Consider the following 13,609-nt stretch of genomic DNA (forward strand, 5'->3'; position numbering starts at 1 on the left):
CGTACCGTGCCCGCCGCAACGGGCACGGCACCACATCAATGCAGCGGCACCTTCAATACCGACGGCGCGCTGGCCGGCGAACTGAAGGTCACCGCCCCACCCAGCTGGCTGATGCCTGCATAGCGCAGGTCCACGGTATCAACCACCAGGGTCAGGCGGCTGCCGGCCGGTAGGTTCCAGCTGCTCGCTTCCAGCCGCAGGTCGAGCGTCTTCGGCTGGCCCGGCGTGGCACCGCGCAGCGTGTACGGCTTGTGGCTGATCAACTGGCCGTTGCCCAGCACATCCTCGGCGTACAGGTAGGCATACAGCGTGGTATTGGCGCGGCTGGGCGTGACCGTCAGGCGCACTTCCGGCGTACCGTCCAGCCGTTTGGCACTCCACTGGATCGGCCCCTGCCAGACGCCGGCAGCGCTGCGGCCAACAAACGGCACGTAGGCACCCGGCGGCAGATTGATCATCTGCAGCGCGCCGGAGGCCATCGCCACGCCGGAATTGGCTGCGGTCAGCAGCCCGCTGCCGATGCGGTAGTTCCAGCCAGTATTGCTGCCATTCTCGACCAGGTCACCGGTCGGCAGCAGCAGGCCAGAGGGTGCGGTCAGTCCGTAGCTGATGGCGCTCTTGCTGGTCGCCTGCCAATCCGGATAGCGGCTCCAGCTGCCATTCTGTGACTTCAGCTGCACCGCCGGCTGGCGGTCGATGCCGTTGGCCACAGCCTTCAGATAGTGATCGAACCAGTCGCCCACCTGGTCATAGACTTCATTGGGGATGCCCAGTGCACCGAACGCTTCGTTGAGCGCGTGGTCGCCATGGCGCAGCTGCAGCTGCTTCGGCCCCTTCAGCCGGTTGAAGAAGTCAACCAGCTGGCCCGGCGGGAACAGGCTGTCGTTGAAGGCGTTGGCCAGGAACACCGCCGGCTGGTTGGCGTTGATCTCGTCGATGCTGGCCGCAGGACTGCGTTGCGCCGCCACCGGCAGCAGCGACTCCACGGCGCCCTGGTAGTTGCCGACCAGCACATTGCGGTTGATCGTGGCCAGCTCCGAGCCGGCACGTCCGGTCACCAGTCCGGCCGCCACCAGCAGGGCGATGCCCTGTGCGCTGGGGGTGTCGTTGCTGTAGAGCGACGCCTGCAGATCGGCCCAGCCACTGAGCGCTGCCACGGCCTTGATGCGCGGATCGCGCGCCGCCGCCAGCAGGCTGGTGCCCGCACCGTAGGAGATGCCCGAAACGCCGATCCGGGCCGGGTCGGCGCGGGTGTTGTCCAGCGCCCAATCGATCAGGGCGCTGACATCTTCGACCGTGGCTGGCCCAGCGATGTCGATGCTGCCGCCGGATTCCCAGAAGCCACGCGAGCTGTAGCTGATCACCACATAGCCGCGCCGCGCCAGCGACTGCGCCACCCCCACGTATTCCACGCTGGGCACCGCCCAGCTGCTGGGCATCACCAGCAGCGGATAGCGCCCGCTGCCCGCGTCCTGCGGTTCGATGACGAAGGCCCCGAGAGGCGTTCCATCCCAGCTGGGAATGGTGCGGTGGGTGGTCTTGACCGTGGCGGCCCAGGCGGTCGGCGCCAGGCCGGTCAGCAGGATCAACAGCAGCAATACCTTGCGCATCGTCGTCTCTCCCCGTCGGTGGTGGTGCAACGGGTTGGACCGTACCAGTGCGAATGGTGGGTGGCACCTTGCGACGCAGCATGACGTTTGCTGCACGTTCGCAGCGGTTGTTGGCTGAACAGGGGGCGGAGGCCGCCCCCTGCCCCATCATCGCGTCACAGGTCCACGCCGAAACCCATGCCTGCAGACTTCTCGCCATTGCTGAAGGCGCCACCCAGTGAGAAGGAGGCGCGTTCGCCGATGCGCCTGCCGTAGCCGATCGACAGCGCCTGCTCGCCCCCCTGGAAGCCGGCACCCACGGCAATACGACCACGCGGGCTCTGTGAGCCGGCAGCGTTGATGGCCATGTTCAACATCGCCGAACTCATCGCCCCCATGCGATCGATGCGCTGGTCCTGGTGGCGCAGGCGGCGCTCCATTTCCTGTTTCAACCCGTTGTTGTCCAGCGCGAACTGCGCCAGGCGCTGGTCGGTGTAGGCATTGGCCGTCGTCACCGCCTGCGCGGACTTGGTATCGGTATAGGAGTTGGCCGAGGAGAGCGTGGTTGCGCTGCTGGCATCGGTGTAGGCCTTCGAGGTCGTCACTGCCGCGGCGCTGCTCGCGTCGGTGTAGGCGTTGACGGAGTTGATGGTCGCCGTGGCCCGCGCATCGGCATAGCTGTTGGCCGAGGACAGCGTGTTGGCATTGGCGGTGTTCATCTGATTGAGGTTCACCGCATCGGTGCCCTGCGTGGCGGCGGCCACGTTGGTCAACTGGCGTTCGTTGCCGGCGCTGCCCACCGATACCGAATTGGCCCGGTCGGCGACGGAGCCATTGCCCAGTGCGACGCTGTCGTTCGCAGAGGCGATGGCACCATTGCCCACGGCGCTGCTGTTGTTGCCACTGGCTTCGGACAGGCTGCCCAGCGCGGTGCTGTTTTCGCCCGTGGCGTTGCTGCCAGCACCGGAGGCGGTGGAGAACGAGCCCGTCGCGGAGCTGCCGGAGCCACTGGCACTGCTGAAGTCACCACTGGCAGTGGCGCTGTCGCCGATCGCCGCGCTGTTGGCGCCGGATGCCGAGGCGCCCACGCCCACGGCGGCGCTCTGGTCGCCAGAGGCGCTGCTGGCTGCACCGATCGCCGTGCTGCCGGTGCCGCTGGCACTGGCGCCGGTGCCGACGGCCGCCGAAAGATCGCCGCTGGCATCGGCGCCATTGCCACAGGCCAGCGAGGCGGCACCACCGGCGCTGGCGCCGCCGTTGGACACGCCGCCGAAGCCATCGTCCAGCTGGCAGGTATCACCGGCCCACGCCGGTGCGGTTGCCATGGCCAGTGCCACGGCAAGGATGTGCTTGTGCATCGTCTTCACGGTACCCCCGAGGTCCATCAGGAAGGGTTCCCGGCAGGCGCCGGGAACGTTGGGAAACAGGCCGCCCCTGCACAGGGCGGCCTGGATGCTGCAGGCGCCTTACGGCGTTACGGTCAAGGCGACACGGACAGCAGTCTTCGGCGTGCTCGGGTCGTTGCTGCCGACACAGACGAAGCCCGAATAGCTGCCCGGCGCGAGGCCCCCGGCATTGATCTGCACCTGCGTGCTCTGGCTGCCGCCTGCGGAGATGCGGCCCAGGGCGCGGGTCGGTGTGCCGATCCAGCCGGCACCGCAGGCGTTGCTTCCGCCCAACCCATAGGCCAACCCTGGGGCGCCGGTGGTGGCGGACCAGGCACCACTGCCATCCGGGTTGATGATCGCGCCGCGGTACACGCTGTCGCCGCTGGTGGCGTTGAACCAGAACCAGCTGGTGGCCAGAGGCGCACGCACCGAGACCACCAGCCAGTAGCGGCCTGCGGGCAGGTTGACGTTCTGGCCCGCCGCGGCCATGTCCAGGTTGATGGTGGCCAGCGTGGCTGACGTTCTTACGCCGGGGCCGCTGACGGTGGAGGTATAGGTCCACAGTGCCACCTGCGGGCTCGATTCCGGATTGCCCTCCGGATTGCCGCCGACATCACGGAAGATCGACCAGTTGATGTTGGTCGATGTCGCCAGCGTGCCACCGTTGACGAAGCCGTCAGCGACGATACGGGTGATGCCGGTGGCCTCGCCCAGGGTGAAGTCATCTGCAGCGAGCTGTGCACGTGCACCCACAGACACGGCATCGGTGAAGCGTGTCGAGCGACGCCCGTTGGCGTTGTTTGCCGCCTGTGCGACCAGCGTGCGGGTACCTACTCCGGAATTGTCGATCTGCCACTCCAGCGGTGAGCCACCGGTATTGGCGATCTGCAGGTTCACCGCTCCGCTGCCACCGGTCGGCAGGGTCAGCGTGTTCGACGGCGGCGTGGCGGCAATCTGCGGCGGCGGCACCGACACAGCGATCGGCAGGCGCAGCAGTGGCTGGCTGGTATCCCCCCCCTGCGGCGCCAGGGTCAGCCTGGCAAAGCGCCAACTGCCATCGTTCGGTACCGAACCGGTGGTGACGATGATCCGCACCGACTTGCTCTCGCCCGGCGCCAGAGTGAACACCGATGGCGAGACAACCGCAGTCAGGCCCTGCACCTTCGCCGTCCAGGTCTGCCGGGTCGGCAGCACGTTGCGGAACACGCGGGTGAAGCTGCAGCTGTCGGGGCAACTGCGCTTGCCCAGGCTTGCGATGTTGAGCGACGACACTTCACCGCCATTGGCCGGATTGGCGCCCAGGAAGTTGGTCTTGGTCTCGTTCAGCACCAGGCCTGCACGCAGCGCCTGGTCCACCTGGATGCGGCCCGCGCCCATCGCGAATGGATCGGCCGGAGTGACGCCGTCTTCTTTCAGCACTTCCTGGCGCGCGGTCATCATCAATGCCGAGCGTGTCTCCTGCACCGTCCAGTCCGGACGCGCCTGGCGCAACAGTGCGGCGGCGCCCGCGTGATGCGGCGATGCCATCGAGGTGCCGTCCATCAGGCCAACGGCGTTCTCCGAGCCGGTCACCTCGTTGCCTGCGATTACCGCCAACACGCGCACGCCCGGGGCCGTGACGTCCGGCTTGACCAGATCGAAGATCCCGGCCGGGCCACGCGAACTGAAGTCACCCAGCACGTCGGGCGTGTTGCTGATCTTGCTGGCCGGATAGGCGATGCCAGCGGTTGCGTTGTTGCCAGCGCTGGCGGCGAAGGTCCGCAGTGCATTGGCGTCCGACTGATCGATGGCGAAGGCGGGAATGGTGGCCCCCGCCACGTTGGGCAGGATGGGGGCCGGCTGGTTGTTGCCGATCAGCACGGCGATCGCACCCGCAGCGGCGGCGTTGTTGACCTTGTCGCTGAAGTTGCACGAGCCACGACGGATCACCGCAATGGCGCCCTGGAAGGTGTTGGCCGCGAACGGCGCGCACCCGTCGTTGGCGCTGTCGATGCCTGCACTGACGCGCAACGGCGTGGTCGCCGGAATCGGCGTTGCGAACGGCACGCCGCCCGAACCTTCGGTCAGCAGGATGGCGGTGAGCGCCGGCGGCACGCTGCCGGGGCCGCTGACCGCAGCGAACAACACGATGTCGCCGCGGCCATGCGTGGCCGCCGCGGTGCTGCCGGTCCAGGGCTCCAGATGACCCATCGTGTTCGGGCCCGGGCCGGAGTTGCCGGCGGATGTCGCCACGTAGATGCCGGCATCGGACGCATTGAGGAAGGCCAGCGAGACAGCTTCTCCCCACGGCGCGGTACCGCCGGCAATGGAGTAGTTGATGACGTCGACAACGCCATCGGCGAGGGCCTGGTTGACCGCTGCCAGCGTCGAGGTGTTCGGGCAGAAGCCGCGCCCGGTGGACACTTCGGTGTAGCAGGCGTCGTAGGCGATGATGTTGGCGCGCGGCGCAACGCCGGAAATGTGGATCTGGTTGCCCCGGTAGGACGCGGTGTGCGGGTTGCCCGCTGCAGTGGAAGCGGTATGGCTGCCGTGGCCGTTGGTGTCACCAAAGCCGGGCTCTTCGCGTACATCCGCAACGCCACACTGGTTGCCCGGCGCACCGCAGACAAAATCGTAGCCGCCGATCAGCTTGTTGTTGCAGCGGCCTTCGTCGATGCCACCCGGTGCGCAGGTGCCAAGATAGTTGCCCGCACCCAACGGATTGATGTGCTCGTAGCCATCCTCCGCACGGGCGGTGAAGGCCGGGCTGCCGAAGTTGATGCCCGAATCGATGACACCGATCACCACACCTTCGCCACGGAACGGCGTGGGGGTGCCGTTCCACAGCGCGGGTGCGCCGATCAGCCCCGGTCCGACATCGGTATCCTGTTCGTACTCCCGGTATTCCTCGACCAGCTCCACATCGGGAAGTGCGCGTACGCGCTCCGCTTCCTGCGGATTCATCTGCAGCACCGATGCGTTGATCGCATGCTGCATGCGCCGCTCGACCTTCACGCTGCGGCCCAGTGCGGCATTGATGCGGGCCTCGTGCTGTACCTGGCGATCCGCGAGGAAGCGCACATAGTCCTGTGAACGTGCCCCCCGCACCGCAATGCGTGGTGTTGGCGCATTGCCCGTGGCCGCGGCCGCGCGCGCGGCGCTGGCGGACGGACGCATGCGTTCCGGTGCCGCGAGGCCCTGGATATCCCCCTTGTAGGTGGCCAGCGGCTCCTCGCGATAGACCACGATGTAACGGTTGGAAAGTTCGGCGAAGCCGCTTCCCGGACCGGTCGCTGCAGGCCCGGCCGGATTGCCGGCGCGTGCATCCACGGAGGGATTGCCCGTCTTCGACTGGGCGCCGGTACTGCGTATGCCCACGGCTGCGGCAGCCAATGCGGCCCCCGCCACCAGGGTCAGTGCAACCCATTTGCTTCGTTTGATCCATGCATTGCGCATCGAATACCCCTTTTCATTGAAAGCCCGAGATGCACGCCGGCGTCAGCGCCGGCGCTGTGATGTCTGGTGCTTCAATTGCGGGTGCGGCGCGTAGTCCCCGACGCCTTGCACCCCGCTGCGCCCCGGCAGCAGAATCGACACTACCTCAAAATTTGACGTGGCGCACAGTTTTTCGTGACAGCTGCAAGGCAGGGATCAGTACGCGAAAGTATGGATGCCTTCCTGCAGGGCGTAGCCATGGCCTGGGCAGCCGAAGCGGCACCGCGTTCGTTGTCCATCATTGAAGGGCAGCAGTATCCAGTGCTATGACTGTCTGTGCCCATCAATGCACGGATGCCATGGACACTCTCCGCTTCGTACTGATCGCCTGCGCTGCCTGTGCAGCAGGACCGGCATGGTCCGTTGAATCACCGATCGCCGATGCGGACGCGAGTCGAATCTTCAGGGAAGCGCGGGCACTGTGCCAGGCCGATGGCGGACAGTTGTGGGGCCAATCCCTGTGCGGGCCGATGATGCTGGTTGATCCAGGGAGCCGGCAGGTCATCGCCTCGCACGCAGACGCACAGGGTGCGCTGAAGGCGCGCGGCAACGTGTTCGCAGGCCAGCTTCCGGCCGATGCGATCGTCGCCAATACCGCCGTGGACTGGTCCGGCACACGCTGGACGCAGCTGCTCTGGCCATTGCCGCAGGACGCGTCCCGGCGCAGTACCCTGCTGGCTCACGAAATGTTCCATCGCCTGCAACCGGCGTTGCCCATCATCGCGCCGACCGAGGGCGGAAACGAACACCTCGACACGCTTGAAGGACGCTACTGGCTGCAGCTGGAATGGCGCGCACTGGCGGATGCGCTTGCGGCCACCGATGCAGTGGCGCAGCACACTGCGATGATGGATGCGCTTGCATTCCGCGCCGAACGCCACCGCCAGTTCCCTGCGGCCGCGCAGGAGGAAGCGGCGCTGGAATTGAACGAGGGCCTGGCTGAATACACCGGCGTGGTCGTCGGCAACCCGTCGCCCGCGACACGCGTCCGGGCGGCGCTGCATGACCTCCGGGCGCACGTTGCTGATCGCAGCTTCGTCCGCTCTTTCGCCTACGCCACCGGCCCGGCCTATGGCCTGCTGCTGGACCAGGCGGCCCCCGGTTGGCGCAGCGATCTCGCCCACCACGCCCAGGATCTCGGCACGCGTCTGGCCGAAGCGACCGGTGCCCCTCCACAGACGGACGTGACCGCACTGCGGGCAGCTGCCGCGCGCTACGACGGGCCAGTACTGCGCGAAGCCGAAACGCTGCGCGAACAGCAGCGCCTGGCGCAGCTGGAACACAATCGTGCGCGCTTCGTGACAGGCCCGGTGGTGCGCCTGGACCTGCGCAGCATGCGCATCCAGTTCAACCCCAACACGATGCAGCCGTTGCCTGGCCGTGGCACGGTGTATCCAACGATGCGACTGACCGACGTCTGGGGCAGCCTGGATGTCACCGACGGTGCGTTGATGCAGAGCGACTGGAAGGCGGTGTTCGTGCAGGCGCCCGCAAGTACTGAGCCGCCACTGCAGGGGCCGGGATGGTCGCTGAACCTGAAACCGGAGTGGTCGCTGGTGCCGGGAACACGCAATGGCGACTACGTGTTGAAGGCGAACCCCTGACGACACCTACAGGCGCCGCGATGCCCTAGCAGGCCTGGGTTTCAGCCAAGCCCTGCTCCATCTGACACATCTCCAGTGCTTGCGCGCTGTCACAGCTTGGTCTTTTCGTCGTTGACCGAAAGACGACAGCTTGTGACGCTTACGACACCGCACGGCCTCCACGGCCCTGTCATCGCGGTCACGTCCCACCGCAATCCGCAGCACCCGTCTCCGCAACGTCCTCCCATGACTTCGCCCCGGCCCGGTCGTGGCGGACGGCTGCGCCCTGAACTTCTGCTGGAGAACCGCAATGCGCCTCGCAAGCTTCTTCTTCGCGTTCGTCCTCAGCGCCGTCGCCGGCGCAGCCCAGGCCCAGGTCGTCACCCTCAACAAGGGCGGCTTCGTGCTCACCTACGACTGCAGCATCCACAGCGCCACCCGCTACGAATACACGCTCACCGCAGACACCGGCTCGGAAGCGCGCCCCTCCAGCTTCTACAAGGACCCGGACCTGCCCGCCGGCTGCCTGGGCCAGACCAGCACGGCCTCATATGCCAGCATCAAATCCGGCTATGACCGCGGTCATCTGGTCACCTCCAACCACATGGACTACAACGCGACCTACATCCGTCGCGCCAACTACATGACCAACATCGTTCCGCAGGTATCCAGCTTCAACCAGGGCATCTGGGTGAAGGCCGAGAACGTGGCCGAGTGCTACCGCGACATCGCGCCGGTGGATGTCTATGGCGGCGTGGTCTATGGCGATGCCTCCAATGACTACTTCCTGGCCAGCCACGGCATTCCCACGCCGGAGTTCTTCTGGAAGACGATCATCACCCGCGACCCGAACACCGGCACCGCCAAGGCGATCAGCTGGATCATCCCGAACGAAGCGAACCTGGGCAGCCTGGACAACTACCTGGTGACCATCGCCGACCTGGAAGAGCTGCTGGGCGCCAGCTATGTGGCCATCAACGCGCCGGCCTCGCTGAAGGCCATGCTGCCGGCCACGACCTGGCCGCAGCCGGCGGGCTGTGATCTGAGCTGATCCGCCAGGACGCCCGACTCAATGTGCTGGCGTTGCGAGCTGTCGCGACGCCAGCGTTCTGGCAACCCGGTACTGGGCAGCGCTGGCGGCCAGCATCGCCAGTGCCAACAGCAGCAGTCCGAACGGCCCAGGCACCTGCGCGATCATCAGCAGGACGCCAGACACGAGTATCACGATCAGCGAGGCCGTTCCGGTCAGCAGCGCTGCTGTGGCCAGCACGCGCCCCATTGCCGGAGCAGCGGAAGGCGTAATTCCGGTCACAACGCCGGCGGTTGAAGCCAGTGCCGCCAGCACCAGCGTGAGCAGCAGAACGATCTGCAGCTCCAGCCAAAGGCCATCCCCCACCGTCGGGGAACCGGACTCCAATGCCATCAGGCGAAGCTGCACGAGAATTGCTGGCAGGCACGCGCCACCGAGCAACAGCATGCCGGCGCCCACCTGACTGGCGCTGACCACGCCGGTGTGCGGCCCCTGGATTGCGCGACCGCGTTGCAACAGGAGTGCAGGCAGCAGTGCGACCGCTGTCAGCAACAGCGTGTGCAGCAGTGAAGCGGCCACCACCCAGACCAGGGAATGTGCGTCCGGTGGGCCCATCTGCAGGTACATCCACACCGACAGATGATCCAGCACGATCAACATCAGGTAGAAGGACACGCCTGACGCGAGCGGATGCCGGATCCACAGTGCGCCTCCTCGCCCGAACAGAACGGTGGAAGCCAGCACGGCCGCCGCGGCGAAACAACACAGCCGGAACGCCAACGAAACCAGGGCATCGGCGAAGCCACTGGCCCCGATCTGCATGCCATGCCCGCGCGCCACGGCCATGCCTTCAATGAAGCCCGGCAGGAACAGGCTCAGCACGGACAGCTTCGCAGCCATTGCAAATACGACGGGATAGGCGCTGAAGAACAATCGCAGCCGGTTCAAGGCTCGCTCCTGTGCAACGGTATCGGTACGCAACCGTGGACAGTCTAGCGCTCTGTCCGGCAGCGTGCCCTGCCTGCGTGGCTATGGGAAAATGGCAGGCGCCCGCCCCTATCGCATGCCCCAGGAGTTGTAGATGTCCCGTTTTCCCTTCGATGCCGTGTTGTTCGACTGCGATGGCGTACTCGTTGATTCCGAGCCACTGGTGGCCCGCGTGCTCTCGGAAATGCTGACCGAACGTGGTTGGCCGCTGACCCCGGCGCAGGCCGGCGAGGTGTTCCTGGGCCAGTCCGTGGCCCATCTGGCGGGGCTGATCGAAGAGCGCACCGGCAAGCCGTTCACCGAGGAATGGCTGGAAGAATTCCGTCAGCAGCGCAACCGGGCGCTGGAGCGCGACCTGGTTGCGATCCAGGGCGCGCCTGAGGCCGTGCGCGCGATCGGCGCCGCCACTGGCGGCCGGATCGCCTGTGCGTCCGGCGCCGACCTGCACAAGGTGAAGCTGCAGCTGGGCAAGGTCGGCATCCTTGATGCCTTCGGTGCCCATGTGTTCAGTGGCCAGGACATGCCGAACACCAAGCCTCACCCGGATGTCTATCTGGCCGCCGCCGCAGCGCTGGGCGTGGACCCGAAGCGCTGCGCGGTGATCGAGGATACCGTGACCGGTGCAACGGCTGGCGTGGCAGCCGGAGCCACCGTATTCGGCTTCAGTGAGGGCGGTCCGCACCACAGCGCGCCCGAAGCCCTGCGCGCTGCCGGTGCCAAGGTCATCTTCCAGCGAATGGAAGACCTGCCCGCCCTGCTTGCCGCCCACGCCATCGACGCCGTGGCCTGACGCAGCATCATCCCGCAGCGCCCAGCGAGGCGCTGCGGCGCTTGCCCGCGTAATGCAATGCAAACAGATACAGGCCGGTGAACAGCTGCAGGAACAGGGGGGGCAACGGCGAATAGGTGAGCCACGCCGCAGGCTCGCCCTGCCCCATCCCACGGGCGACGAAGTTGGCGATCACCGCCAGGGTGAACACGATCGAGGTCCAGCGGTGCAGCGGCCGGGCCCAACGGCCGCGGCTCATTGACGGCGCCTCGCATCGGAGCGGGCTTCGATCATCTTCCAGCCGTTGCCCGAGGGGTCACGGAATCCGGCATCAATGGCGCCGAAGCGCTCGATCGGCTCCTGGGTGAACTCCACGCCCTGTGCCAACCATTGCGAGTAGCGCGCCTGGCAGTCATCCACGGCCAGCACCAGCGGTGGCATCGCCCCCTTGGCCACCAGCTGCTGCAGCGCCTGCGCCGTGGCCGCATCATGGGTCGGTGGCCCCGGCACGAACAGGCCCAGCTGGAAGCCGTCCTGGCCGGGGCTGCGCACGGTCAGCCAGCGATAGCTGCCATTGCGTACGTCGGTGTGTACTTCGAAGCCGAGCGTGTCGACGTAGAACGCAAGCGCTTCATCCTGGTCTCGTACGTACAGGCCGACCGTGTTCACAGTGTTCGTCATGGGACCTCCCTCAGGTGGGGCCCACGTTAGCAACGGCCTGGCGGCGGCGCTTCTCCAAAACTGCGATGTTGAGGTCGGGCCGCTGGGCGGCACGCGCATGGCACTCGGGCACTACGTGCTGTGGCCCCTGTGCTGCCCGTTCCCGCTCGCGCACGTTGCCGGGGCTGTCGCCGGTGATGTCTCGGAAGATACGGCCGAAGGTGCCGAGGCTGGCCCAGCCGGTCTGCGCCGCGATCTCGGTGACCGCCAGGTCGGTATCACGCAGCAGCGCCACGGCACGCTCGATGCGACGGCTGAGCAGGTAGCGGTGCGGCGGCAGCCCGAACGCCTGCTTGAACGAACGCGCGAAATGCGCCGGCGACACCGCACTGACCTCGGCCAGGCGCGCGACCGGCCACTCCTCGTGGCTGGCGCGGTCCATCCGGTCCTTGGCACGCAGCAGGCGTCGCAGCAGTTCGGGGCTCTGGTTCATCTGGCTCGCGTGGCCACACGGGGGCGTTGACCGAAGGGTGGGCGGAGCGCCCCGCCGCGTCAACCCGGCTCAACGCTGCGCCGGCAGCTCCAGCCGGTGCTTGCGGCAGAGCCGGTACACCGTCACGCGCGAGATCTGCATCTGCCGCGCGCACTCGGAGACGTTGTAGCCGGTCTGGCGCAGGGTCTGCAGCAGTACATCGCGCTCGGCCTGGCCGCGGGCATCGTGCAGCATGGCGCTGGGCAGCGCCTGTACCGGCTCCCCCAGTTCCAGGTCACGCTCGCTGATCAGCTCGCCTTCGGCCATGATCGCCGCCCGCTGCACCCGGTTGAGCAGCTCACGAACATTGCCGGGCCAACCGAAACGCCGCATCGCCTGCAGCGCCATTGGCGAGAAACCACGCGCGCGCACGCTGTGGCGCAGCCGGAAGCAGCGCAGGAAGTGTTCGCCCAGCAGCTGCACATCAGCACCGCGTTCGCGCAGTGGTGGCATCAGCAGGCGCAGCACGTTCAGACGGTAGTACAGATCGCTGCGGAACCGCCCCTGTGCCACCGCCTGTTCCAGTTCCACGTGGGTGGCGGCCAGCACCCGCACATCCGCGCGCAACGACTGGCTGCTGCCGACGCGCTCGAAGGTGCCCTCCTGCAGTACACGCAGCAGGCTGGTCTGCGCCTCGGCGGGCAGGTCGCCGACTTCATCCAGGAACACCGTGCCGCCGTGTGCGGACTCGAACACGCCGATCTGGCGCTTGTCGGCGCCGGTGAACGAGCCGCGTTCGTGGCCGAACAGTTCCGACTGCACCAGGCTGGCCGGAATGGCCCCGCAGTTGACCGCGATGAACGGCTTGCCCGCGCGACCCGACAGCGCGTGCAGCGCATGCGCCGCCAACTCCTTGCCAGTACCGGTCTCGCCAGTGACCAGCACCGGCAGTTCCACCGGGGCGAACTTGTGCAGCACTGTGCGCACCGCATGCAGCGCAGGACTCTCGCCAATCAGCGCACGCGGCCCTTGCCCGCCACAGGCCTCATCGATCGAGGGATCATCCGCATCGAACTGCTGGCGTATCGCGCAGACCAGGTCCTGCAGCCCGAACGGCAGGGTGAACCGTGCAAGGCAGCGCTGCAGCAGGGGCAACCACGCCGGTGGTGTGACGCCGGCACCCGGTGGCAGAACCGCCAGCCACGGTAGATGCAGATGCTGCTCGATCCACGGCTCAAGCAAATGCAGGTCGGTGGCATCCAGATGGCGCAGATCCAGCACCGCAAGCAGTCGGTCACGCCCGCGCAAGCCGATCGCCATCGCAGGATCAGGGTGGATGCTGCGCACGTACCAGCCTGCAGCCGCCATCGCGCTGCGCTCGCTCGCCAGCGGCTGGCCAAACCAGAGCACGCAACGCGATGCAGAAACTTCCGGGACCGCTGCCATGCTTCCCCCAGCATCCGGACACCGTCGGCGGACTGTCAGCCAATCGCCGGCGTGCCGCCCTCCGCCGGGACCCCTACGGCCGCCACGGCGGCCTTTGTTGGGCGGATGCTAGCGCCCCGCTAAACGGCGTTGCAATGAGCAGCGCGTCAAGAAATACGCACCTGAAGCTGCACCGTTGCACTCTGCGCCGGTCGCTGTAACAGGAATGCGA

At 67.0% G+C, this 13,609-nt stretch carries 11 protein-coding genes; 3 read left to right on the forward strand and 8 right to left on the reverse strand.

Translation table 11 applies throughout. From position 1 onward, the window contains the following. Window positions 1–35: 35 nt before the first annotated feature. From SriyCCGPB3_RS11385 to SriyCCGPB3_RS11395, 3 genes are all read right to left on the reverse strand, one after another. A complete protein-coding gene (locus SriyCCGPB3_RS11385) occupies window positions 36–1,610 on the reverse strand; it encodes a S15 peptidase family protein (protein ID WP_164160358.1) in 1,575 nt (524 codons plus the stop codon). 155 nt (window positions 1,611–1,765) lie between these two features. Then, window positions 1,766–2,947: a YadA-like family protein gene (locus SriyCCGPB3_RS11390; protein WP_239496464.1), complete on the reverse strand. Its 1,182-nt coding sequence runs from the start codon at window positions 2,945–2,947 to the stop codon at window positions 1,766–1,768. A 108-nt stretch (window positions 2,948–3,055) separates the two neighbouring features. After that, window positions 3,056–6,412 carry a S8 family serine peptidase gene (locus SriyCCGPB3_RS11395; protein WP_350259230.1) on the reverse strand — a complete coding sequence of 1,119 codons (3,357 nt, stop codon included), beginning with the start codon at window positions 6,410–6,412 and terminating at the stop codon, window positions 3,056–3,058. Between the two features lie 338 nt (window positions 6,413–6,750). Here SriyCCGPB3_RS11395 and SriyCCGPB3_RS11400 point away from each other — a divergent pair, with 338 nt between their 5' ends. Both SriyCCGPB3_RS11400 and SriyCCGPB3_RS11405 read left to right on the forward strand, forming a co-directional pair. Further along, entirely contained in the window at window positions 6,751–8,055 is a 1,305-nt protein-coding gene (locus SriyCCGPB3_RS11400; protein ID WP_350259231.1) for a hypothetical protein, read from the forward strand. Between the two features lie 289 nt (window positions 8,056–8,344). Beyond that, window positions 8,345–9,085 (forward strand): DNA/RNA non-specific endonuclease, encoded by a 741-nt coding sequence (locus tag SriyCCGPB3_RS11405; RefSeq protein WP_110712422.1) that lies wholly within the window; start codon window positions 8,345–8,347, stop codon window positions 9,083–9,085. Between the two features lie 18 nt (window positions 9,086–9,103). On the opposite strand, the gene SriyCCGPB3_RS11410 is transcribed toward SriyCCGPB3_RS11405, so the two are convergent. Further along, a complete protein-coding gene (locus tag SriyCCGPB3_RS11410) occupies window positions 9,104–10,012 on the reverse strand; it encodes a hypothetical protein (RefSeq protein WP_350259232.1) in 909 nt (302 codons plus the stop codon). 133 nt (window positions 10,013–10,145) lie between these two features. Between SriyCCGPB3_RS11410 and SriyCCGPB3_RS11415 the strand changes: the two genes are divergently transcribed. Further along, window positions 10,146–10,841 carry an HAD family hydrolase gene (locus tag SriyCCGPB3_RS11415; protein WP_350259233.1) on the forward strand — a complete coding sequence of 232 codons (696 nt, stop codon included), beginning with the start codon at window positions 10,146–10,148 and terminating at the stop codon, window positions 10,839–10,841. 7 nt (window positions 10,842–10,848) lie between these two features. On the opposite strand, the gene SriyCCGPB3_RS11420 is transcribed toward SriyCCGPB3_RS11415, so the two are convergent. From SriyCCGPB3_RS11420 to SriyCCGPB3_RS11435, 4 genes are all read right to left on the reverse strand, one after another. After that, on the reverse strand, window positions 10,849–11,079 hold the full coding sequence (locus SriyCCGPB3_RS11420) for a hypothetical protein (protein ID WP_180846831.1): 231 nt from the start codon (window positions 11,077–11,079) through the stop codon (window positions 10,849–10,851). Beyond that, window positions 11,076–11,501 (reverse strand): VOC family protein, encoded by a 426-nt coding sequence (locus SriyCCGPB3_RS11425; RefSeq protein ID WP_197612049.1) that lies wholly within the window; start codon window positions 11,499–11,501, stop codon window positions 11,076–11,078. Before SriyCCGPB3_RS11425 ends, SriyCCGPB3_RS11420 begins: the two co-directional genes overlap by 4 nt. A 10-nt stretch (window positions 11,502–11,511) precedes the next feature. Next, entirely contained in the window at window positions 11,512–11,973 is a 462-nt protein-coding gene (locus SriyCCGPB3_RS11430; protein WP_197591892.1) for a helix-turn-helix domain-containing protein, read from the reverse strand. Window positions 11,974–12,042: 69 nt separating this feature from the next. Continuing rightward, window positions 12,043–13,398, reverse strand: coding sequence for a sigma-54 interaction domain-containing protein (locus tag SriyCCGPB3_RS11435; RefSeq protein WP_350259234.1), 1,356 nt, complete (start codon window positions 13,396–13,398; stop codon window positions 12,043–12,045). Window positions 13,399–13,609: the final 211 nt, after the last annotated feature.

It is taken from the genome of Stenotrophomonas riyadhensis (genome assembly GCF_040256885.1).
GTDB lineage: Bacteria > Pseudomonadota > Gammaproteobacteria > Xanthomonadales > Xanthomonadaceae > Stenotrophomonas > Stenotrophomonas riyadhensis.